Source organism: Escherichia sp. MOD1-EC5990, from assembly GCF_002965285.1.
GTDB classification, from domain to species: Bacteria; Pseudomonadota; Gammaproteobacteria; order Enterobacterales; family Enterobacteriaceae; genus Escherichia; species Escherichia coli_F.
Map to the genome: position 1 here is coordinate 97,308 of NZ_PTRV01000009.1, position 22,252 is coordinate 119,559.

The following is a 22,252-nucleotide window of genomic DNA, read 5'->3' on the forward strand; positions in this document are numbered from 1 at the left end:
TGAGGGGATCAGTGCGCAAAGTGTTGCAACTCAATTCTGCAAAACCGATGACACCAGCAACTGGGTATACGGATGATGTGGGTCGTCGAGTACGCGGTCGGTTAACCCACTCTCCACCACCTGACCCTGTTTCATCACCAGCAAACGGTCCGCCAGCAGGCGGGCGACGCCCAAATCATGGGTGACAATCACCACCGCCAGGTTCAGCTCCACCACCAGACCGCGCAGCAGGTCGAGCAGGCGTGCCTGCACTGACACATCCAGCCCGCCGGTTGGCTCGTCCATAAACACCAGCTTCGGATGCGTCACCAGGTTGCGGGCAATCTGCAAACGCTGCTGCATGCCGCCGGAAAAAGTGGTCGGCAGATCGTCGATACGGTTGGCGGGAATCTCCACCTCTTCCAGCCACTTCTGCGCGGTGGCGCGAATATCGCCGTAATGACGCGCCCCGGTCGCCATCAGCCGTTCGCCGATATTGCCGCCTGCTGACACCTGACGGCGCAGGCCGTCGAGCGGATGCTGATGCACCACGCCCCATTCGGTGCGCAGCAGGCGACGGCGGTCGGCCTCGCTCATGCCATAGAGGGAACGGTTTTCATAGTGAATCTCCCCCTGCTGCGGCGTCAGGCGCGCGGAGATTGATTTCAGCAGCGTGGTCTTCCCGGAGCCGGATTCCCCGACGATGCCCAGCACTTCCCCCGGCCATAAATCAAAAGAAACGTCGCTGAAGCCTTTGCCCGGTGCGTAGAGGTGGGTCAGGTTATTGACCGAAAGTAACGGTTGATTCATTGGCTTTTCGCCTCGCTCTGTTGGCGGCAATAATCGGTATCGGAGCAGACAAACATGCGGTTTCCGGCGTCATCCAGCACCACTTCGTCGAGATAGCTGTGGGTCGATCCGCAGATGGCGCATGGCTCATTCCACTGCTGAACGGTGAACGGGTGATCGTCGAAATCGAGACTTTCCACGCGGGTAAACGGCGGCACCGCATAGATGCGCTTCTCGCGCCCTGCGCCGAACAGCTGCAGGGCGGGCATCATGTCCATTTTCGGGTTATCGAATTTCGGGATCGGCGATGGGTCCATGACGTAGCGCCCGTTCACCTTCACCGGATAGGCGTAGGTGGTGGCGATATGACCGAAGCGGGCGATATCTTCATACAGCTTCACCTGCATCACGCCGTACTCCTCCAGCGCGTGCATGGTGCGGGTCTCCGTTTCGCGCGGCTCGATAAAGCGCAGCGGTTCCGGGATCGGCACCTGGAAGATAATGATCTGATCTTCGGTCAGTGGCGTTTCGGGGATGCGGTGGCGCGTCTGGATAAGCGTCGCATCATCCGTACGTTCAGTGGTGTTTACCCCGGTCACGCGCTTAAAGAAGTTGCGAATCGACACCGCGTTGGTGGTGTCATCCGCGCCCTGGTCAATCACCTTCAACACGTCGCTTTCACCAATCACGCTGGCAGTAAGCTGTATGCCGCCGGTTCCCCAGCCGTACGGCATCGGCATCTCGCGCCCGCCAAACGGCACCTGATAGCCGGGGATCGCCACCGCTTTTAAGATGGCGCGGCGGATCATGCGTTTGGTCTGCTCGTCGAGGTAGGCAAAGTTGTAGCCGCTCAGATTAGCCATGGTTCTGCTCCTGTTGCAGACGTTTGAGTAGCTCCAGCTCGGCCTGGAAATCGACGTAGTGCGGGAGTTTGAGGTGCGAGACAAAGCCTGCGGCTTCGACGTTGTCGGCATGCGCCAGCACGAACTCTTCATCCTGCGCCGGGCCTGTCGCGTGCTCGCCGTACTCCGGGGCTTGTAGAGCGCGGTCAACCAGCGCCATTGCCATCGCTTTGCGCTCGCTCATGCCGAACACCAGCCCGTAGCCGCGCGTGAAGTGCGGCGGCTCATCCGGCGGGTCGATAAAACCGTTGACCATTTCACACTCGGTCATCAGCAGTTCGCCGATGTTCACCGCAAATCCCAGCTCTTCCGGCACAATAGAGACGTCGATATAGCCACTGCGGATTTCGCCTGCGAACGGGTGATTGCGTCCGTAACCACGCTGGGTGGAGTAGGCCAGCGCCAGCAAATAGCCTTCGTCTCCGCGCATGAGCTGCTGCAGGCGGGAGGAGCGTGAGCAGGGGTAAACCGGCGGCGTGCGGGTGATGTCATCCGGCTGTGTGCCGCTATCCTCTTCAAACTTCGCCAGCCCCTGACGCGCCAGCAGGCTGAAAACGTGCGGCGATGGGGCTTGCTCGCTGTCGGCGGTGGTCAGCGTCGGCGCTTCGCCATTCGCCAGCAGGGTGAAATCCAGCAGGCGATGGGTGTAGTCGTAGGTCGGGCCAAGCAACTGGCCGCCAGGAATGTCTTTATAAACGGCGGAGATACGGCGTTCGAGACGCATCTCGGTGGTGTCGAGCGGCTCGCTTACCGCCAGTTTTGCCAGCGTCGTGCGGTAGGCGCGCAGCAGGAAAATTGCTTCAACGTTATCGCCACTGGCCTGTTTCAGCGCCAGTGCGGCCAGTTCGCGGTCGGCAATGCCGCCTTCGGTCATCACGCGATCCACCGCGAGATTAAGCTGCTGTTCAATCTGGGCGACGCTCAGTTCAGGCAAATCGGTATCGCCCCGGCGTCGGCTCTCTTGCAGGGCGTGGGCGGCGTCGATCGCCTTCTCGCCCCCTTTCACGGCAACGTACATCAGCACACCTCCACAAGAGTGGTTCGCGGAATAGCCAGCAGGCGCTCGCCGCAGGTCAGGATCAGGTCGATGCCGAGCGGGAACGGGTGCGGGCGCTCGGTGAGTTCGTGCAGAATGCACTCCGGCAGTTGCGGGGCGATCATCCGTTCTTCGGCAATACCCGCGCCGGTGAGGCGCAGCATGCGTCCGCCGCTCAGGCTGGTGACCTGTAAAATCAACGTCGCACCGGCTTCCGGCGCAACGGCGGTGCCGGTGGAAAGGGCGTTGAGCTGCTCGCTGGTAATCGCCTCATCCGTCACTGCGAAGGTCGCCTGTTCCGGCTGATTGACCAGCGGGGCGTTGGTATGAAAACGCAGGCTCTGGCTGACGATATCGTTACTTAATGGCGCGGAAAGCCACACCGGCGTGTCGTTATCGGCCAGCGTGAGCAGCACGCTGGTGGTGGCGATATTCAGCGGCTGCCAGCCGCGTTTGAGCTGATGCAGGGCGACAATCACGCCCGGCTCGCTCATGGCCTTTAACAGGCGACGAAAACTGTGCTGGGCATCCTGCACGGGAAGCATAAAAGCGGTTTCCAGGGTCATGCGTTGTCTCCGCGAACCATCGTAAAGAAGTCGACCCGACTGGCGTTCACTTCGGCCTGGCGTGCGGCAATGCGTGCCATACGGTCAGCGTCCAGCGGGGCAATAAGGGTTTCTGATAAGTTTTGAAAGTGGCGAGATTGCTGCATCAGCGCGTCAATCAGCGCGCAGCGTTCGGCGTGCTGTTTGTCGCGCCCCAGCACCCAGCTGTAGCCGAGCGTGCCGTCAGTCAGGCGTACGGCGGCGCGGGTGAGCGTGGCATCGCCGGCAAAAAAGCGTTCGCCGGTGCCACCCATTCGCGCCTGAATCTGTACCAGGCCGGTTTCAGCGGCGCGGATCACCTCATAGTCGGCGGTGATGTTCAGCGCCTTCAGGCGGGCTGCCAGTTCAGCCGGTTGGCTGTGCGCCAGCACGGACATCCAGTGCTGGCGGGTCGCGGTATCTGCGTGCATTCAGTGCTCCATGGTGAATTCAATCATGTCGGCGCGCGTCAGGCTGACGGAGTACTCCGCCGGGCTGCTTTCACCGTCACGGTGGTTAAGGGTGCGCACGCACAGCAGCGGCGACATATTCGGAATTTCAAGACGCTGGCACTCTTTGGCCTGGGCGCGGCGGGCGCTGATCCGCGTCTGGCTGCGGCGCAGCGCAATCCCCGTTTGCTCACGCAGAAAATCGTGCAGCGAGCCGCTGTCGAAACGTTGCAGCGTCGGCCAGAGGGTGAGGTCCGCAAAGTAGTGGTCGATTAAACAGAGCGCGACGCCGTTGACCCGGCGCAGGGTGCGCAGGTGGATAACGTTCTCGCCCTCGGCGATCCCCAGCGCGTCAGCGACGTGGCCGGACGCGGGGCGCAGCACCGACAGCAGTTTTTCGCTGGTGGGATGGCTGCCCTGGTCCAGCAGGTTCTGGCTAAAACGCGCCTGGGCGTTGAGCGGGTAATCGAACGGGCGCATCAGCACCAGTACGCCGATGCCCTGACGGCGCTGTACCCAGCCTTTTTCCACCAGTTGGTCGATGGCACGGCGCAGGGTGTGGCGATTCACCTCAAAGCGCGCTGCCAGTTGCTGCTCGGCGGGAAGATAGTCGCCGCAGCGGTAGTGTTGACGAAGCTCCTGCTCAAGTTTTGCGGCTATCTCCTGATAGCGTGTTGGGTAGCTGGTCGGATGTGTAGACAAGTGCATAGATATCAATGCCTCGCTTATCAGATAAAGTGCTTACGCAACCGTTGAGAGAGGAAATCCAGCAGGCTGACCGTGACGATAATCAGCACCATCAGGGCGCAGGTTTGCTGGAACTGGAAACCGCGAATCGCTTCCCACAGCGTGACGCCGATCCCGCCAGCGCCGACCATGCCAACAACGGTGGCCGAACGGACGTTGGATTCGAAGCGATAGAGGGAGTAGGAGATCAGCAGCGGCATCACCTGCGGCAGCACGCCGTAGAGGATCTCTTCGAGCTTGTTGGCACCAGTGGCGCGAATACCTTCCACCGGGCCGGGTTCAATCGCTTCCACCGCTTCGGAAAGCAGTTTGGAAAGCACGCCGGTGGTGTGAATAAACAGCGCCAGCACGCCAGCGAACGGCCCGAGACCGACGGCGACCACGAACAGCATGGCGAAGACCATTTCGTTAATGGCGCGGCAGGCGTCCATCAGACGGCGCACGGGCTGGTACACCCACCACGGCACCAGGTTTTCGGCGCTCATCAGGCCGAAGGGGATGGAGAGAACGACTGCCAGCGCAGTGCCCCAGACGGCGATTTGCAGCGTGACGGCCATTTCGGTGAGGTAATCCTGCCACTGGCTGAAATCGGGCGGGAAGAAGTCGGCGGCGAATGTTGCCATGTTGCCGCCGTCTTTGATCAGCGTGAGCGGGGCCATTTCCGCGCCCTGCCACGAGACGACCAGTACAGCGAGAACAACGGCCCAGCTGAAGATCGAGAACCAGCTGCGCTTGGGTGGGGCAATGGTGATGGTTTGCATGTTTGGCTCCGTTTAATGTTTTCTCCCTCTCCCTGTGGGAGAGGGCCGGGGTGAGGGCACCAGCGTGCGCATTTCCCCCTCACCCTAACCCTCTCCCTCAAGGGAGAGGGGACCGATCGAGCACATTACTGCACCGCTTTACTCACCGAACTCATCGCGCTTAACGCGTTGTTCAGGCGGTCCAGGTCATCCAGTTGCGCCTGAATGGCGCTGGTTTTTGCCAGCTTGTCCTGCTCATTCAGCCCTTTATTGCCTTTCACGCCCTGCATCTCTTTAAACAGCGCGAGCTGGCGAATCGGCACCAGTTGCAGGTCGCTGGAGGCGCGGAACGGGGCCCAGCCCAGGCGCTCCAGCACCGCTTTCTCTTCCGGCGTTTTGCCGTAGTTCATAAAGAAGTCGTAGATCTTGTCTTTGGTGGTTTCGGAAAGATTTTTGCGCCAGACGATCGGATCGCCTGGGATCAGCGGCGATTTCCAGATCACCTTCAGTTCTTTGAGCTTCTCCGGTGCGGAGGTTTTCAGCTTGTCGAGGTTCTCGGTGTTGTTGGTCGCCACATCCACCTGCTTGTTGGCGACGGCCAGCGCGTTGGTTTCATGCCCGGCGTTGACGGTGCGCTTGAAGTCGCTGGCGGAGATATTGTTTTTGGCGAAGACGTAGTAGCCGGGGACGAGGAAGCCAGAGGTGGAGTTAGGATCGCCATTGCCAAAGGTGAGATCTTTACGCTTCGCCAGCAGATCGTTCAGGTTGTTGATCGGACTGTCTTTGTTGACGATCAACACGCTCCAGTAACCCGGCGATCCATCCGCCGCGACCGTCTGGGCGAAGACCTGACCGTTGGCGCGATCCACTGCTTCCATTGCCGACAGGTTGCCGTACCAGGCGATATCCACTTTATTGAAGCGCATCCCCTGGATAATGCCCGCGTAGTCCGGGGCAAAGAAGGCGTTGACCTTTACGCCCAGCTTCTTCTCCATATCCTGTAAGAACGGCGTCCATTGCGGTTTCAGGTTTTGCTGTGATTCCGTTGAAATAATGCCGAAATTCAGCGCCTTTTCCTGCTCTTCGGCGTGCGCCGGGCTTAACAGGGTGCTGAGGCTGAACATGCTGGTGAAGGCCAGCGAGGCAATTATCTTAGCGTTCATTCGTTTTCCTCAATGATGGGGATGTCAGGCAGCTTTCGCGTTTTCTTCGACGCGGTTGATGCTGCGGTAGAGATGGTCAAAACGTTCGTTGTCAAACTGTTGGCTGCTGCCGTCGTAGAAGACGTGCCCCTGGCGCAGGGCGACGATGCGTTCGCAATAGCGCAGGGCGTAATCCACCTGATGCAGCGTCACCACCACGGTGATGCCGTCGTTCTGGTTGATGTCGCGCAGGGTATCCATCACGATGCGGGCCGATTCCGGGTCCAGCGAGGCGATCGGTTCGTCCGCCAGAATCACCTTCGCCTGCTGCATCAGCGCACGGGCAATCGCCACACGCTGCTGCTGTCCGCCGGAGAGGGTGGAAACGCGCTGATGGGCAAAGTGCACCATGCCAACGCGGGTCAGCGCCTGTAACGCGCGCTGTTTCTGCTCGTGGGTGAAGTAGCTAAAACAGGTGCGCCAGAATGGCGTGCTGCCGAGCGCGCCAATCAGCACGTTCTCCAGTACGCTCAGGCGATTCACCAGGTTGAATTGTTGGAAGATGTAGCCGGTGTTGGCGCGGCTTTTGCGGATATCGCGGGCCAGGCGGCCTTCGCGCTGGACTGTGCGGCCCAGCAGCTCGATATGGCTACCGGCAGATTTATCGCCGGTAATCAAACCGCTTAAATGACGTAAAAGGGTGGATTTGCCGGAACCGGACGGCCCAAGCAGAGCTACCATTTCACCGTGATGAATGTTCAGATCAACCGCATGCAGCGCCTGATGCTGATTGAAGGTTTTGGCGAGCTTCTCGACACGGATAATCGTTTGCATGATGCAGCCTCCCTAAAAAAGTGGCTCCATCGTGGCGGATTATCGTGACGATTTTGTTAACTAAAAGTGACTAACAGATGAAGAGTTAACGGGAATTCGATGACAGTGCGGGAGGGCGGGCCTCCCGGCGGGTTAGTGCGTTGGTTGTTGTTTGACGACATTAATCATCCACGGTACGCCAAATTTATCGGTGACTTTGCCGAAGCCATGCGCCCAGAAAGTTTCCTGCCAGGCCATTTCGATTTTTCCGTTAGCGGCAAGGTTGTCAAACCAGCGTTTTCCTTCTTCGACCTGTTGCGAATCGAGCACCAGCGTAAAGCCGGAGTAGCTGGCTTTTCCTGACGGTATGGCATCGCTCATCATGATATCGCTTCCGGCAATACGCACGTTAGCATGGGCGATAGCGGTATCGGGAAATTGCATACCGGAAGGGCAGTTCTCGGCGCTGTCCTGCGCTGATTTCGGCATTTCGCCGAAGCTGATTTTATAGAGCAGTTCCGCGCCCAACGTACGTTGATAATAGGCAATCGCGTCGGAACAGTTACCGGCAAAAGAGAGGTAGGGACTTAACGGCATGATGGTGACCTCAGTTAAGAGAAGCCAGTTAAGTGTAGTTCGAAAATTATACAGATGAGCGGGGGCTGATAAGACTCGGTAAGCGTCGCATTAGGCACCGTTGCCGGATGGTGCGAGAATTTGTAGGCCTGATAAGACGCGCGAGCGTCGCATCAGGCAGTCGGCACCGTAGCCGGATGCGGCGCGAGCGCCTTATCCGGCCTACCGATCATGGGCCAATATTACATTGAGCAATACAATCAGTTCTTTTTCACAAACTCAGATTTCAGTTTCATCGGACCAAAACCGTCGATTTTGCAATCGATGTTGTGGTCGCCTTCAACCAGGCGAATGTTTTTCACTTTGGTACCGATCTTCAGCATCGAAGAGCTACCTTTCACCTTCAGATCTTTAATGATGGTAACGCTGTCGCCGTCAGCCAGCAGATTGCCGTTAGCATCTTTAACGATCAGTTCATCGCTTTCCTGTGCAGGTTCTGCGTCGTTCCATTCGTAGGCACATTCCGGGCAGATGTACATGCCGTTATCTTCGTAGGTGTATTCGGAGTTGCATTTTGGGCAGTGTGGTAATGACATGTGGATTTCCTCAAAAGTCAGCAGGGCAAAAGCGCCAAAAAACGGCAGATTGCCGAAAAAGGCCGCAATTATACACAAAATCCCTGAGTTTGTCGGGGGTACTGCTGATTTTAGACGACGATCGTTTTCATTTGAAAGGAAACGCAAAAAGAAAATAATCTTTTTGCCTCCATTTATTATTTAAGATAAGGTTAATGCTCTACTTGTTCTTTTTTTAATTCAAATGATATTTTTATCTTTCTGACGTTTTAAACGTATCGGAAGACGTTATTTATTCTAATAAAAAACAACACTCTAAATATAAAATTATTTCTTGCAGTAATTATAAAAGCCGAAAACAGAACTCAAAAACAATCTGGCTAAATAAAAGTAATAAAATTTGCTTTAAGGAAAAATTTTCTATGTACACACAGACCCTGTATGAGTTAAGTCAGGAGGCTGAACGCCTGTTACAGCTTTCTCGTCAACAGTTGCAGTTACTGGAAAAAATGCCTCTCTCTATACCCGGAGACGATGCGCCACAGCTGACTTTACCCTGGAGTCAGCCTAATATCATCGAGCGTCACGCGATGCTGAATAATGAGTTGCGTAAAATTTCTCGACTGGAAATGGTGCTGGCAATTGTCGGCACCATGAAAGCAGGGAAATCAACCACCATTAATGCCATTGTTGGTACAGAGGTTTTGCCTAATCGCAATCGTCCAATGACTGCGCTGCCGACGCTTATTCGTCATACGCCCGGGCAAAAAGAACCGGTACTGCATTTTTCACATGTCGCGCCAATCGATGGTTTAATTCAACAATTACAACAGCGCCTGCGTGACTGCGATATTAAGCATCTGACCGATGTGCTGGAAATAGATAAAGATATGCGTGCGCTTATGCAGCGGATCGAAAATGGCGTCGCTTTCGAAAAATATTATCTGGGTGCCCAGCCTATTTTTCATTGTCTGAAAAGTTTGAATGATTTGGTGCGACTGGCGAAGGCGCTGGACGTCGATTTTCCTTTTTCTGCTTACGCCGCCATTGAGCATATTCCCGTGATTGAAGTGGAGTTTGTCCATCTGGCGGGGCTGGAGAGTTATCCCGGTCAGTTGACGTTACTGGATACCCCTGGGCCAAATGAAGCCGGGCAACCGCATCTGCAAAAAATGCTTAACCAGCAGCTGGCTCGCGCCTCGGCGGTACTGGCGGTGCTGGATTATACGCAACTGAAATCGATCTCCGATGAAGAGGTCCGTGAGGCGATTTTGGCGGTGGGGCAATCGGTGCCGCTGTATGTGCTGGTCAATAAGTTCGATCAACAGGATCGTAACAGTGACGACGCCGACCAGGTGCGGGCACTGATTTCCGGGACGCTGATGAAAGGCTGTATTACGCCACAGCAGATATTTCCAGTGTCGTCGATGTGGGGCTACCTGGCGAATCGGGCGCGTAATGAGTTAGCCAACAACGGTAAGTTACCCGCGCCAGAGCAACAACGCTGGGTGGAGGATTTTGCCCATGCCGCGCTCGGCAGGCGCTGGCGTCATGCCGACCTGGCGGACCTCGAACATATTCGTCATGCTGCCGATCAGTTGTGGGAAGATTCGCTGTTCGCCCAGCCAATTCAGGCGTTGCTTCATGCCGCTTACGCTAACGCCTCGTTGTATGCTCTGCGATCTGCCGCGCATAAACTGTTGAATTACGCGCAGCAGGCGCGGGAATACCTGGATTTTCGTGCGCACGGGTTAAACGTCGCTTGTGAACAATTGCGGCAAAATATCCACCAGATCGAAGAAAGTTTGCAGCTATTTCAACTCAATCAGGCTCAGGTGAGCGGCGAGATTAAACATGAAATCGAGCTGGCCCTGACCTCCGCCAACCTCTTTCTGCGTCAACAGCAAGATGCGGTGAATGCCCAGTTAGCCGCGTTGTTTCAGGATGATTCGGGGTCATTAAGCGAGATTCGTACCTGCTGTGAGACACTGTTACAGACGGCGCAGAACACCATCAGTCGCGACTTTACGCTGCGTTTTGCCGAGCTTGAATCCACTCTTTGCCGGGTGTTAACCGATGCTATTCGGCCCATTGAGCAACAAGTCAAAATGGAATTGAGCGAGTCTGGGTTTCGTCCTGGGTTTCATTTTCCTGTTTTTCACGGCGCAGTTCCCCACTTCAACACTCGCCAGTTGTTCAGTGAAGTCATCTCCCGCCATGCAGCAACGGACGAGCAGAGTACGCGTTTAGGCGTTGTGCGTGAGACTTTTTCGCGCTGGTTGAATCAGCCCGACTGGGGACGGGGAAATGAGAAATCCCCGATAGAGACGGTTGATTACAGTGCGTTGCAACGAGCATTAAGCGCAGAAGTCGATCTTTATTGCCAACAAATGGCTAAAGTTCTGGCAGAGCAGGTCGATGAATCTGTTACGGCAGGCATGAATACTTTTTTCGCTGAGTTCGCTTCATGTTTGACGGAATTACAGACGCGTTTACGCGAAAGTCTGGCTCTGCGTCAACAAAATGAATCGGTGGTCAGGCTGATGCAGCAGCAATTGCAGCAGATTGTGATGACTCATGGCTGGATTTACACCGACGCTCAGCTGTTACGCGATGATATTCAAACACTTTTCACGGCAGAACGATATTGACCAAGACGTTACTGGACGGCCCCGGTCGCGTGCTGGAGTCGATTCATTCCCGCTTTTTAGTGGATCTGGCGCAGGGCGATGATGCCCGCCATCCACAAGCCCATCAGCAGCAGTTTCGTGAACGACTGATGCAGGAACTTCTTGCGCGCGTGCAGCTTCAGTCATGGACGAACGGCGGCATATTAAATGCGCCGCTTAGCCTGCGTCTGACATTGGTGGAAAAACTGGCGTCGATGCTGGATCCCGGTCATCTGGCGCTGACGCAGATCGAGCAACATTTGGCGCTGTTGCAAAAAATGGATCACCGCCAGCACTCTGCTTTCCCGGAGCTTCCGCAGCAAATTGCCGCCTTGTATGAGTTGTTTTCAGCCCGTTGTCGCTGGAAGGAAAAGGCGTTAACGCAACGAGGATTACTGGTACAGGCCGGTGATCAGAGTGAGCAAATTTTTACCCGCTGGCGTGCTGGGGCGTATAACGCCTGGTCGTTGCCTGGGCGCTGTTTTATCGTTCTGGAGGAGTTGCGCTGGGGAGCATTTGGCGATGCCTGCCGTCTGGGAAGCCCGCAAGCGGTGGCGTTGTTGCTGGGTGATTTGCGCGAGAAAACGACACAACATCTGGCAGAGAGTATCAATGCGGCACCGACCACGCGTCACTATTACCATCAGTGGTTTGCCTCTTCGACCGTTCCGACGGGAGGGGAGCATGCTGATTTTTTAAGTTGGCTGGGAAAGTGGACCACGGCAGATAAACAACCCGTTTGCTGGTCAGTGACCCAACGCTGGCAAACTGTCGCGCTGGGGATGCCACGACTCTGTTCAGCGCAGCGTTTGGTGGGGGCAATGGGCGAGGAAATCTTCTCTGTAAATTTGGCGTAAATAATCAGTTACATCAATGAGTCCTAAACGAAATCCATGTGTGAAGTTGATCACAAATTTAAACACTGGTAGGGTAAAAAGGTCATTAACTGCCCAATTCAGGCGTCAACTGGTTTGATTGTACATTCCTTAACCGGAGGGTGTAAGCAAACCCGCTACGCTTGTTACAGAGATTGCATCCTGCAATTCCCGCTCCCCTTTTGCGGCCGTCGCGCTGATTTTTCTGGCGTTTGCGGAAATGGGCCAACTCTGCGAGGAAAGCTATGCTGAAAAGGAAAAAAGTAAAACCGATTACCCTTCGTGATGTCACTATTATTGATGACGGTAAACTGCGTAAAGCCATTACCGCAGCATCACTGGGTAATGCAATGGAATGGTTCGATTTTGGTGTTTATGGTTTTGTTGCTTACGCATTAGGTAAAGTTTTTTTCCCGGGGGCTGACCCCAGCGTGCAGATGGTTGCTGCACTTGCCACTTTCTCCGTTCCCTTTCTGATTCGACCGCTTGGCGGACTCTTCTTTGGTATGTTGGGCGATAAATATGGTCGCCAGAAGATCCTCGCTATCACTATTGTGATTATGTCGATCAGTACGTTCTGTATTGGCTTAATACCGTCCTACGACACGATTGGTATTTGGGCACCGATTCTGCTGTTGATCTGTAAGATGGCACAAGGTTTCTCGGTCGGCGGTGAATATACCGGGGCGTCGATATTTGTTGCGGAATACTCCCCTGACCGTAAACGTGGCTTTATGGGCAGCTGGCTGGACTTCGGTTCTATTGCCGGGTTTGTGCTGGGTGCGGGCGTGGTGGTGTTAATTTCGACCATTGTCGGCGAAGCGAACTTCCTCGACTGGGGCTGGCGTATTCCGTTCTTTATTGCTCTGCCGTTAGGGATTATCGGGCTTTACCTGCGCCATGCGCTGGAAGAAACTCCGGCGTTCCAGCAGCATGTTGATAAACTGGAACAGGGCGACCGCGAAGGTTTGCAGGATGGCCCGAAAGTCTCGTTTAAAGAGATTGCCACTAAATACTGGCGCAGCCTGTTGACATGTATTGGTCTGGTAATTGCCACCAACGTGACTTACTACATGTTGCTGACCTATATGCCGAGTTATTTGTCGCATAACCTGCATTACTCCGAAGACCACGGGGTGCTGATTATTATCGCCATTATGATCGGTATGCTGTTTGTCCAGCCGGTGATGGGCTTGCTGAGTGACCGTTTTGGCCGTCGTCCGTTTGTGCTACTTGGTAGTGTTGCACTGTTTGTGTTGGCGATCCCGGCGTTTATTCTGATTAACAGTAACGTCATCGGCCTGATTTTTGCCGGGTTACTGATGCTGGCGGTGATCCTTAACTGCTTTACGGGCGTTATGGCTTCTACCTTGCCAGCGATGTTCCCGACGCATATCCGTTACAGCGCGCTGGCGGCGGCATTTAATATTTCGGTGCTGGTTGCCGGTCTGACGCCAACGTTGGCGGCCTGGCTGGTCGAAAGCTCGCAGAATCTGATGATGCCTGCCTATTACCTGATGGTAGTGGCGGTGGTTGGTTTAATCACCGGCGTAACCATGAAAGAGACGGCGAATCGTCCGTTGAAAGGTGCGACACCGGCGGCGTCAGATATACAGGAAGCGAAGGAAATTCTCGTCGAGCATTACGATAATATCGAGCAGAAAATCGATGATATTGACCACGAGATTGCCGATTTGCAGGAGAAACGTACCCGCCTGGTGCAGCAACATCCGCGAATTGATGAATAAGCTGAAACGGATGGCCTGATGTGACGCTGTCTTATCAGGCCAATTGAACTCTTAAGGTTCACTTAATCTCTGACGCGCATACTCTCCTCCAGGTTAACGGAGGAGAGTGCAATGAAAAACCGTGTTTATGAAAGTTTAACTACCGTGTTCAGCGTGCTGGTGGTCAGCAGCTTTCTTTATATCTGGTTTGCCACGTACTGATCTTTTTTCAGCCGTATCCAGGCCCGTGTGCCAGAAGTCTCTTGCCGGTTTTGCAGGAAAAACTGCCCGTGATGCAACTGTGTAATGCGGCTGACAATACTTAACCCCAGACCAATCCCGCCATAACGGCTGTCCATACGTACAAACGCTTTACTCAACTCCCCGCATTTACTCTCATCAATACCCGGTCCTTCATCTTCAACGGCCATGACCGCTCCGCCATCTTCTTGCAGCTTAATCATAATGTTGCTGCCTTGCGGGCTGTAACGATGGGCGTTTTCTACCAGGTTTCGCAATAACATCCGCAGCAGGGTTGCATCACCCTGAACGGTGATGTCGGCGGCGCTCTCTGGCAATAGCAGGGTTTGCTGGCGCTGGTCGAGCATGGTACTGAGTTCGTCATACGAGGGGAGAATGACATCTTCCAGCAGTTTTACATGTTGATAATTACCGGAAGAAAATGACTGTCCGGCACGCGCCAGTTGCAGTAGCTGGGAGACACTCTCCATCATCTGATCAAGTCGTGCCACTAACGGTGCTACATCAATGTGATGCGTTTTCGCCAGCAGTTCCAGATGCAAACGCACCCCCGCCAGTGGCGTTCGCAGTTCGTGCGCGACGTCAGCGGTAAACAACCTTTCGTTATCCAGCGTGTTGGTCAGGCGACTGACCAGATCGTTTAACGCTGAAACCACCGCTTCGATTTCGAGGGTGGCGCTGTGAATGGCAATGGGCGTTAAGTTGTCGGCGGTGCGCGCTTCCAGCTCTTTTTGCAGCTCCGCCAGCGGGCGGGTGATGCGGCGTACCGCCTGATAGCAGATAAATAGCGTCAGGCTGACCATAAAGACGCCAGGGACAATCAGGCTGGCGACCGCCTCGCGGATCTCACGCATGATGTGGCGATCGTTATTGCGATTGTCGCGTAACGCCTGCTCAAACAGCTGAATCTGCTCGGTACTTTCATGCCATAGCCAGAAGACGCTGATCAACTCAAACACCAACAAAATGGCCCCAATGGTCAATATCAGCCGTTGGCGCAGCGATATTGGTCGGCGCAGAAAACGCATCAGATTCAATTAGTTTTCCTCATTCGCGACCAGCATATAGCCAAAGCCGCGCACGGTGCGGATACGGGCTTTGCCCACTTTGTCGCGCAGATTGTGGATATGCACTTCAAGAGTGTTGGTCGAGGGTTCGTTGTCCCAGTTATAGATGTCGTTGTAGAGAATTTCCCGATGCACCGGACTGCCTGCTTTAAGCATTAACCGTGATAGCAGAGCATATTCTTTGGGCGTCAGAATCAACTCTTCACTGCCCATCCATACCTGACGGCGCCCCATATTCAGCGTCAGATTGCCAACAATCAACTCACTTTCGCCCTGATTATTATGGCGTCGTAGCAGGGCGCGGATACGGGCATGTAACTCTTCCAGCGCAAAAGGCTTTACCAGGTAGTCATCGGCACCGACATCCAGCCCGGCGATTTTGTCGGTAAGGGTATCGCGGGCGGTGAGAATTAACACCGGCAGGGTGTATTTTTTCTGCCGGATTCGGGCGAGAAAATGCAGCCCATCTTCGTCGGGTAACCCTAAATCCAGTACCACCAGGCTGTAATGACCGGTCTCAAGGCTTTGTTCCGCCATCCGCGCGGTTGTCACGCCATCGCACGCGTAGCCTTCGGTTTGCGCCGCCAGAATCAATCCCTGCAATAACAGCGTATCGTCTTCAACAATCAGAATTTTCATTCACTCACTCTCCTGCAAGTTTGCAGAATATCATCCGCAGCCTGGTAATACTTCGTCTCAACGCCAGTTAATCCCAATAGCGTGGAGAATAAATTGTCTTGTGAATAGTGTTGCGTTTGCGCCTGTTTCTGTAGGCAACTTTGGTCAACCTGATACCGTTTTTGATAATCCTCAGACAGCCACAGCAGCATCGGCACCTGTTTTTGGCTATCCGGGGCGATGGCATAAGGCAGACCGTGCAGATAGATGCCATTTTCACCTAACGATTCACCGTGGTCAGAAAGATAAACCAGGCTGGTGGTAAATTTATCCTGATGTTCTTTCAGTAGATTAATTGCTTTATCAACAATATAGTCGACGTAGACCAGCGTATTGTCGTAAGTGTTTACCAGTTGCTCTTGGGTACAGGTCTGGATCTCGTTGGTGTCGCAGGTAGGGGTAAATTTCCTGAACTGTGGCGGATAGCGATTGTAATAGGTCGGGCCGTGACTGCCGATGGTGTGTAAGACAATTACGCCATCACCTTGCAGGTTATTGATGTACTCTTCCAGCCCGTGGAAAAGCACTTCGTCATAACATTCGCCGTTGATACACTGACCAGGCAGGTTCAGCGCAGTGACGTTCTGGTGAGGCACGCGATCGCAGGCACCTTTGCAGCCACCATCGTTGTCATTCCACAGCACGTTTATGCCCGCCCGCTGAATGATATCCAGCACGCCTTCCTGATGTTGTGCCAGTTCTTCTTTGTAATGCTCACGCGGCATATCCGAGAACATGCATGGTACTGAAACTGCCGTTGCCGTGCCGCAAGACGCAGTATTGGGGAAATAGACCACGTTATCTTTCGCCAGCCGCGGGTTCGTTTCACGCGGGTATCCGTTGAGGGAGAAGTTCTCCGCCCGCGAGGTTTCGCCGACAATCAAAATGGTCAAATTTTTACGTTTCTCGTTCTGCATTAACGGGTTGCGGTGCGCGTCTTCACCAATTCGCACCAGCGGCAGATTTGCCAGTCGCTGATGGGAGTACCATGACCAGCTGGCAACAATGCTGTTAGAGGGGCTTAAGGACTTCACCAGCTCTTTGTTGTTGCGAAACAGCGAGGCGTAGTCTTTATAAAACAGTGCGGCGACCAGCAGAATCAGGAGCACAGAAACCAGAATATTGGCTCCACGGAAAAGAACACTGCGCAGGCGCGAGGTGGCCGGTTTGATTTTAATCCAGCAGGCAATTAGCGCAGCAAGTACGCCGCTGAGTCCCAGCGTTAATAACATTTGCGGTGTCATCAGCGCATAACTTTCTGCTGGGGTGGTATCAATAATATTGGCAATCATCGAGCGGTCGATGACGATGCCGTAAGTCATTATGAAATATTGTGCAGCCGCGCCAACCAGAATAAACAGGCAGGCCAGCGGTCGATTAAGCCATAAGAAAGAGCTTAGTGTCAGGACAATATTAATCACGCTGAAAGCGACGACCGGCATCGACAAGAAAACCAGTACGTTATGCAGCGAGTCCAGCGGCAGCGCCTGCAACACCTGTTTAAAAAAGGCAATATTCAGGCAGATAGAGATATAAAAAGCGGCCAACAATAGCCAGGCGAGTAAATTCAAAGAGGGTCTTTTTAGTAGGCGCTTCAACATCACGGTGTTTCCATCGAACAAAGTGCGCATATGCTCGCAAAGCAAAATTAAGCCAACCTTAAGTTCTTAAGGTTGGCTTTTATGTTTGCTGGATTAAGGGGAATTAATCTTTGCTTATTGGTGCATCTAAGGGATACGGGTTTTTATGCAGCCGGTTGTAATTCAGCGCATACATGGCGGTGATGACCATCAGGGTGACAAATGACCACATAACCTCTTTCGCGCCGGACCCTACTACGGCCCAGATGCAGTAGAGGAAGGCAATGGTAGTAACAGCCAGATATGCCGGGCGTGCTTTACCAAAGTGGCCGTGGCCGAGCAGCAGTAACGCCGCACAGGTGTAAAGATATGGCACCAGTGTAAAGATGACCGACACGGAAGAAACCAGACCGAATTCTTTGGTCGCGTTTGGCGAAATGCTGCTGAGCTGGAAGATGGTCATCAAAATTCCGACGATAATCAGCCCCGCCACTGGCGTACCCGCTTTGTTTACACGAGCAAAAATCGGTGGGAACAGCCCGTCATCGGCAGCGGCTTTCGCCGTTTGACCCGCCAGCAATGTCCAGCCGCCCAGTGAACCTAAGCAACCCGCAGCTGCGCAGAAAGAAACAATGGCCCCGGCGGTGTCACCCAGCGCCATCCGTGCGGCATCACCGAATGGCGAAGCAGAAACGCGCAGTGCGGCATTAGGGATCATCCCCATAATCGCGGTGGTAGAAAGTACATAGCAAACGGCGGCAATCAATACCCCACCAATGGTGGCGATAGGGACGTTGCGTTTCGGGTTTTTCACCACACCTGCGGCAACGGAGGCACTTTCCACACCGATGAACGACCACAGCGTAACGTTAAGGGTACTTTGAATCGCGCCGAAGGTGCCCAGGCCGCTGACGTTCCATGCCGCCATATAGGTTTCACCACGGAACCAGAACCAGCCAAATACGGCAATCCCGACGATGGGGATCAGTGCCAGCACGGTGGCAACGGCCTGCACGCGGGTGATCATTTTCGGACCGACAATGTTTAGCAGGACGAAGATCCACAGCACCACGACGCAGGTGATGGTTAATACCAGTGGATCTTTCAGAATCGGGAAGAAGTAACTTAAATATCCTACGCCAATGACCACCATGGCGATATTGCCGATCCAGCAGGCCAGCCAGTAGAGGACGTTGGTTTGATAACCGAGAAACGGGCCAAAGCAGCGGCGGGCGTAAGCGTAAGAACCACCAGGACTTGGGTCGAGGAACGACATTTTGGCGTATACCATCGAGAGCCCCAGCGCACCGATAATCGTCACCAACCATCCATAAATGGCAATCCCGCCAGTGGAGGCCAGGTTTGCAGGTAACAGAAAAACACCTGACCCCATAATATTCCCCGACACCATCAGGGTGACGGGGATTAAGCCCACTTTGTGAGCATCAGCATCCGAAGACATAATTAAACTCCTGCGAAGGCGAGCTTCGTGACAATAAATTACGTCATATCATACGCCTGCATTCGATAGTTGAATTATTATCGACCGGGTTATCGCTGATGCCGTTATTAATATAGCTCTTCGTTAAGGTTAAAAATCAGGCGACAGTGCGCTCTCTGTGCTGACTAACATAATGCAGAGGCGTCATACCGTAGAAGTCTTTAAAGACAGAAATAAAGTACGACGTACTGTTGTAGCCACACGACTGTGAGACCTGAGAGATATTTTTACCGTCCATCATTAATTCATTGACGGCATAACGCATGCGGCAGGTGGTGATTATTTGGCTATAACTGGTGTTTTCGCTTTTCAGCTTTTTCTTTAACAGACTTGGGCTAAGACATAAACAACTGGCTACCATACTAAGATTCCAGTCTTTGTGGATATCGCTTTCAATAATTTGATAAACGCTGTCACTTACACAATTACGTAACATATACATCATTAATGAAAGGAATTTTTTACTGTCGAGAAAACGGGATAGCACAGTGAATAATAATGCACGTGTTCGTTCCTTTTCTGACTCAGTTTCAGCGGGCATCATGCTATGTTGCGCGGCAACGCGAAAGACGTCTGGCGTCAGGCATGGCAGGGTGAGGATGGGCGTAGCACTACGTTGCCATACTGGTATTTGCGAGAGATCTTTATTCAGAAACCGGAGGTAATCTTTGATGATGTCGTGACTAATATGAGCAACCAAAGTGTTATTAAGAGAGGAGACGTCGATAATATTATTTTCACAATTTAATAACGCCATATGGTTAGCTTTAAGGCTAATAGGTTCTTTCCCATTCACCCTTATCCAGACATCTTTTTCAGTCAATAAAACAATACAAGGTTGGTCGCTGCAAATCCTCATACATGTACTCCTGAGTGCGAATAAAAGACCAGTTCTCGCTAAAGCAAAGCGATACCGGGAAATGGTTATATAATTGTATGATGAATATAAACATGCATAAAAATAACGAGTTTTACTAATATTACAAATTTTTATAGTAATTTCTCATGTACATATTTTTTTACAGGATAAATAACAGGCGAAAAAAAGCGCGGGGTGGGACCGCGCAAAAAGTATGACATTTTTGTTTGCAGCAATTTTTATGAAAACGTTGCCATACTAAAAAGGCCTCAAGCCAGGCGGCGTAATGTTATTTAACAATTACGCCTTCAGCGGAATAGTGGTTACGCTTTCACACACATGACGTGGTAAATACCGTCAATAATTTCAGTCCCTTCAGTTTCGTGTTCAAATCCAGGGAAATGATGGTCCCAGGATTGCAGGGAGCGTAAATAACTTACCTGTGGACTGTTTTTATCGCCGAAGTTTTCACCAGACAGTAGCATCGGGATTCCTGGCGGATACGGGATAACTGAGTTTGCCGCGATGCGTCCAGGCAGATTTTCAATGGATACCAGTTCGACATTGTTATCGACAATTGCGTTGTACGCTTCACGCGGGGTGATTTCCGCCACCGGCAGGCCGGAATAGGCTTCGTTCAACCGTGCGCCAGGGTTATTTTCTTTTAGCCAGGCAAACATGGTGTCACCCAGATCGTGAATCCCCATATTCGAGTAAGTGTCAGGATATTGTTCAACAAGTTCCGGCATCACCTGCGCCAGCGGTGTGTTGGCGTCGTAGTGGCGTTTGAAGGAGCAAAGGGTGTTAACCAGAGTTCCCCATTTCCCACGGGTTACGCCCATAGAGAACAGGAACATAATTTGGAAGTCAGTGGTGCGGGTAGGCACAATGCCGTGGCGACCAAGCCAGGCAGTGACCAGCGCCGCCGGAACACCGGTTTCTTCCAGTTCACCATCTTCACCCATTCCCGGTGCGAGAATGCTGACTTTAATTGGGTCGAGCATACTCCAGTTATCCGGAATATCTTTGAAGCCGTGCCAGCTTTCGCCCGGATGCATTACCCAGCAGTCCTGAACGGTGGTCAGCAGTTTGGTTGGCGCGTCAGCAAAGTCGTAGGTTTTGCCGGTTTGTGGATCGGTGACCACTTCTTTGTTCCACGGTTTGAAGAACCAGCTACCGTCATGGGTGAACTCTTTATACAGCCGTGCCATCGCTTGACGGAAATCAACCGCTTCGTCGATCACTTCCTGGGTCAGTGACAGGCCGCTGTTGCCGTCCATCATCGACACCGCCACGTCGTTAGATGCACAGATGGCATACAGCGGGGATGTGGTGGCATGCATCATGTATGCCTGGTTGAAGCGGGAGAAGTTAATCGCCCCACGACCTTCACGCACATGAATGTAAGAGGCCTGTGACAGCGCATTCAGCAGTTTGTGGGTTGAGTGGGTGGCGAAAACGGTAGGACCGTTGTGATCGCCAGGTTCACCGCGCATGGCATAGTGATCGGCATAGATCGGGTTGAAACGTGCATAGCCGTACCAGGCTTCGTCAAAGTGCAGACGATCGGAAGTTTTTTCCAGCAGATCCTGCGCTTCTTTAGCGTTATAACACACGCCGTCATAGGTGCAGTTGGTCACCACGCAGTAAGACGGTTTTTGCCCGACTTTGTCTTTGGTCAGCGGGCTTTCACTGATTTTCTTCTGCAAGGTTTCAGGTTGCATTTCCTGCGGATAAATTGGCCCGATAATGCCGTAGCGGTTGCGGCTTGGCACCATGTAGACCGGTTTCGCGCCTGTCAGCATCAAGCCTTGTTCGATGGATTTATGGCAGTTACGGTCAACGACCACTACATCGTTATCGGTCATGCAAGCCTGCATGATGGTACGGTTAGAGCCGGAAGTACCGACGACTACCGACCAGGAGCGATCGGCACCAAATACGCGTGCGGCATATTTTTCGCTTTCGCCAAATGCGCCAGTATGGTCAAGCAAAGAACCGAGGGAAGTCCGTTCGATGCCCATGTCGGTGCGGAACAGATTTTCACCATAGTAGTCATGGTAGAAACGTCCGGCGGGTGTTTTGGTAAAGCCAACGCCGCCCTGGTGGCCTGGCGCTGCCCAGGAATATTCATGGATGTCGCTATATTTCATCAGCGCGCTGAACAGTGGCGGCAACAGCTGCTGGCGGTAGCGGGTCATTGCGGCAACGGCGCGTCCGGCGATAAAGTCGGCGGTATCTTCCAGAATCCAGGCGAATTCATCGACAAGCTCCAGCAGATCTCGGTCTATTGCGGCGAGGGCTTTTTCCCGATCGCCCAACAGGAAGACCGGCACGTTTTGTTGGCGCTCATGAAGCTTACCGATCAATTGTCTGACGTTTTGATGTTCGTCCGGATGTTCCATTTGATAGCTGAACATCAGGCAGTCAATGGCTTCGTTTGAAGAGAGAATGGCAAAGCCATCATCAAAGGAGGTGGATTTAATCACGGTAACATTTTGCTGGCTTAAAGCATCTGCCAGACGCTCAACGGCGTTACCGACCCAGGTGTCCTGATGGAGAAACTCGCTTTCAACAATTAATACTTTCATCATTGCTTACCCGGTTATGAAGGAATCTTCGTTGCGGGCAAGTATCTTCCGGCCTTTTCGGGCTGTAAAGCGCATGAAAAACAAACATTTTTTAAATATTCATTTTTATAAA

Annotated in this window: 21 protein-coding genes; 4 read left to right on the plus strand and 17 right to left on the minus strand. The window is 53.2% G+C overall.

What is annotated here, in order from left to right; all coding sequences use genetic code 11:
* Nucleotides 1–30 precede the first annotated feature (30 nt).
* The 11 genes from phnK to BEB42_RS12820 all read right to left on the minus strand — a co-directional run bounded on the left by phnK (nt 31) and on the right by BEB42_RS12820 (nt 8,353).
* Nucleotides 31–789 carry a phosphonate C-P lyase system protein PhnK gene (phnK, locus tag BEB42_RS12770; protein ID WP_001075518.1) on the minus strand — a complete coding sequence of 253 codons (759 nt, stop codon included), beginning with the start codon at nt 787–789 and terminating at the stop codon, nt 31–33.
* The gene (phnJ, locus tag BEB42_RS12775; protein ID WP_000002289.1) at nt 786–1,631 is read right to left on the minus strand and encodes an alpha-D-ribose 1-methylphosphonate 5-phosphate C-P-lyase PhnJ; all 846 of its coding nucleotides are present in this window, start codon (nt 1,629–1,631) and stop codon (nt 786–788) included. Before phnJ ends, phnK begins: the two co-directional genes overlap by 4 nt.
* Nucleotides 1,624–2,688, minus strand: a complete 1,065-nt coding sequence (phnI, locus tag BEB42_RS12780) for an alpha-D-ribose 1-methylphosphonate 5-triphosphate synthase subunit PhnI (protein WP_001353525.1) — start codon at nt 2,686–2,688, stop codon at nt 1,624–1,626. The genes phnJ and phnI overlap by 8 nt, the downstream gene beginning before the upstream one ends.
* Nucleotides 2,688–3,272 (minus strand): phosphonate C-P lyase system protein PhnH, encoded by a 585-nt coding sequence (gene phnH, locus BEB42_RS12785; protein ID WP_000171621.1) that lies wholly within the window; start codon nt 3,270–3,272, stop codon nt 2,688–2,690. The genes phnI and phnH overlap by 1 nt, the downstream gene beginning before the upstream one ends.
* A complete protein-coding gene (phnG, locus tag BEB42_RS12790) occupies nt 3,269–3,721 on the minus strand; it encodes a phosphonate C-P lyase system protein PhnG (protein WP_000542765.1) in 453 nt (150 codons plus the stop codon). Before phnG ends, phnH begins: the two co-directional genes overlap by 4 nt.
* Nucleotides 3,722–4,447: a phosphonate metabolism transcriptional regulator PhnF gene (phnF, locus tag BEB42_RS12795; protein WP_001353524.1), complete on the minus strand. Its 726-nt coding sequence runs from the start codon at nt 4,445–4,447 to the stop codon at nt 3,722–3,724.
* 20 nt (nt 4,448–4,467) lie between these two features.
* Nucleotides 4,468–5,247, minus strand: a complete 780-nt coding sequence (gene phnE / locus BEB42_RS12800; protein WP_001193492.1) for a phosphonate ABC transporter, permease protein PhnE — start codon at nt 5,245–5,247, stop codon at nt 4,468–4,470.
* 125 nt (nt 5,248–5,372) lie between these two features.
* Nucleotides 5,373–6,389: a phosphonate ABC transporter substrate-binding protein gene (gene phnD, locus BEB42_RS12805; protein ID WP_000991995.1), complete on the minus strand. Its 1,017-nt coding sequence runs from the start codon at nt 6,387–6,389 to the stop codon at nt 5,373–5,375.
* A 24-nt stretch (nt 6,390–6,413) separates the two neighbouring features.
* Nucleotides 6,414–7,202: a phosphonate ABC transporter ATP-binding protein gene (gene phnC / locus BEB42_RS12810; protein ID WP_001193400.1), complete on the minus strand. Its 789-nt coding sequence runs from the start codon at nt 7,200–7,202 to the stop codon at nt 6,414–6,416.
* A gap of 132 nt (nt 7,203–7,334) precedes the next feature.
* Nucleotides 7,335–7,778 carry a VOC family metalloprotein YjdN gene (gene yjdN, locus BEB42_RS12815; protein WP_001131334.1) on the minus strand — a complete coding sequence of 148 codons (444 nt, stop codon included), beginning with the start codon at nt 7,776–7,778 and terminating at the stop codon, nt 7,335–7,337.
* Nucleotides 7,779–8,017: 239 nt separating this feature from the next.
* Nucleotides 8,018–8,353, minus strand: a complete 336-nt coding sequence (locus tag BEB42_RS12820) for a zinc ribbon domain-containing protein YjdM (RefSeq protein ID WP_001300891.1) — start codon at nt 8,351–8,353, stop codon at nt 8,018–8,020.
* A gap of 401 nt (nt 8,354–8,754) precedes the next feature.
* Here BEB42_RS12820 and crfC point away from each other — a divergent pair, with 401 nt between their 5' ends.
* From crfC to pmrR, 4 genes are all read left to right on the plus strand, one after another.
* Entirely contained in the window at nt 8,755–10,983 is a 2,229-nt protein-coding gene (crfC, locus tag BEB42_RS12830; protein WP_105267412.1) for a clamp-binding protein CrfC, read from the plus strand.
* Nucleotides 10,980–11,858, plus strand: coding sequence for a diguanylate cyclase regulator RdcB family protein (locus BEB42_RS12835; RefSeq protein ID WP_105267413.1), 879 nt, complete (start codon nt 10,980–10,982; stop codon nt 11,856–11,858). The genes crfC and BEB42_RS12835 overlap by 4 nt, the downstream gene beginning before the upstream one ends.
* A 263-nt stretch (nt 11,859–12,121) precedes the next feature.
* Nucleotides 12,122–13,624 carry a glycine betaine/L-proline transporter ProP gene (gene proP / locus BEB42_RS12840; RefSeq protein ID WP_001355090.1) on the plus strand — a complete coding sequence of 501 codons (1,503 nt, stop codon included), beginning with the start codon at nt 12,122–12,124 and terminating at the stop codon, nt 13,622–13,624.
* Between the two features lie 111 nt (nt 13,625–13,735).
* Entirely contained in the window at nt 13,736–13,825 is a 90-nt protein-coding gene (gene pmrR / locus BEB42_RS12845; RefSeq protein WP_000797657.1) for an LpxT activity modulator PmrR, read from the plus strand.
* Here the strand turns inward: pmrR and pmrB are convergent.
* The 6 genes from pmrB to adiA form a co-directional block, all read right to left on the minus strand.
* Nucleotides 13,801–14,901 carry a two-component system sensor histidine kinase PmrB gene (gene pmrB / locus BEB42_RS12850; protein ID WP_001052127.1) on the minus strand — a complete coding sequence of 367 codons (1,101 nt, stop codon included), beginning with the start codon at nt 14,899–14,901 and terminating at the stop codon, nt 13,801–13,803. The two genes, pmrR and pmrB, sit on opposite strands and share 25 nt — an antisense overlap.
* Nucleotides 14,902–15,570, minus strand: a complete 669-nt coding sequence (basR, locus tag BEB42_RS12855; protein ID WP_103253816.1) for a two-component system response regulator BasR — start codon at nt 15,568–15,570, stop codon at nt 14,902–14,904.
* Nucleotides 15,567–17,210 (minus strand): phosphoethanolamine transferase EptA, encoded by a 1,644-nt coding sequence (gene eptA / locus BEB42_RS12860; protein ID WP_088541536.1) that lies wholly within the window; start codon nt 17,208–17,210, stop codon nt 15,567–15,569. Before eptA ends, basR begins: the two co-directional genes overlap by 4 nt.
* A gap of 103 nt (nt 17,211–17,313) precedes the next feature.
* Entirely contained in the window at nt 17,314–18,651 is a 1,338-nt protein-coding gene (gene adiC / locus BEB42_RS12865) for an arginine/agmatine antiporter (RefSeq protein ID WP_000093154.1), read from the minus strand.
* 136 nt (nt 18,652–18,787) lie between these two features.
* A complete protein-coding gene (gene adiY / locus BEB42_RS12870) occupies nt 18,788–19,549 on the minus strand; it encodes a DNA-binding transcriptional activator AdiY (RefSeq protein ID WP_001217059.1) in 762 nt (253 codons plus the stop codon).
* Nucleotides 19,550–19,872: 323 nt separating this feature from the next.
* The gene (gene adiA / locus BEB42_RS12875) at nt 19,873–22,140 is read right to left on the minus strand and encodes an arginine decarboxylase (protein WP_105267414.1); all 2,268 of its coding nucleotides are present in this window, start codon (nt 22,138–22,140) and stop codon (nt 19,873–19,875) included.
* Between the last annotated feature and the right edge of the window lie 112 nt (nt 22,141–22,252).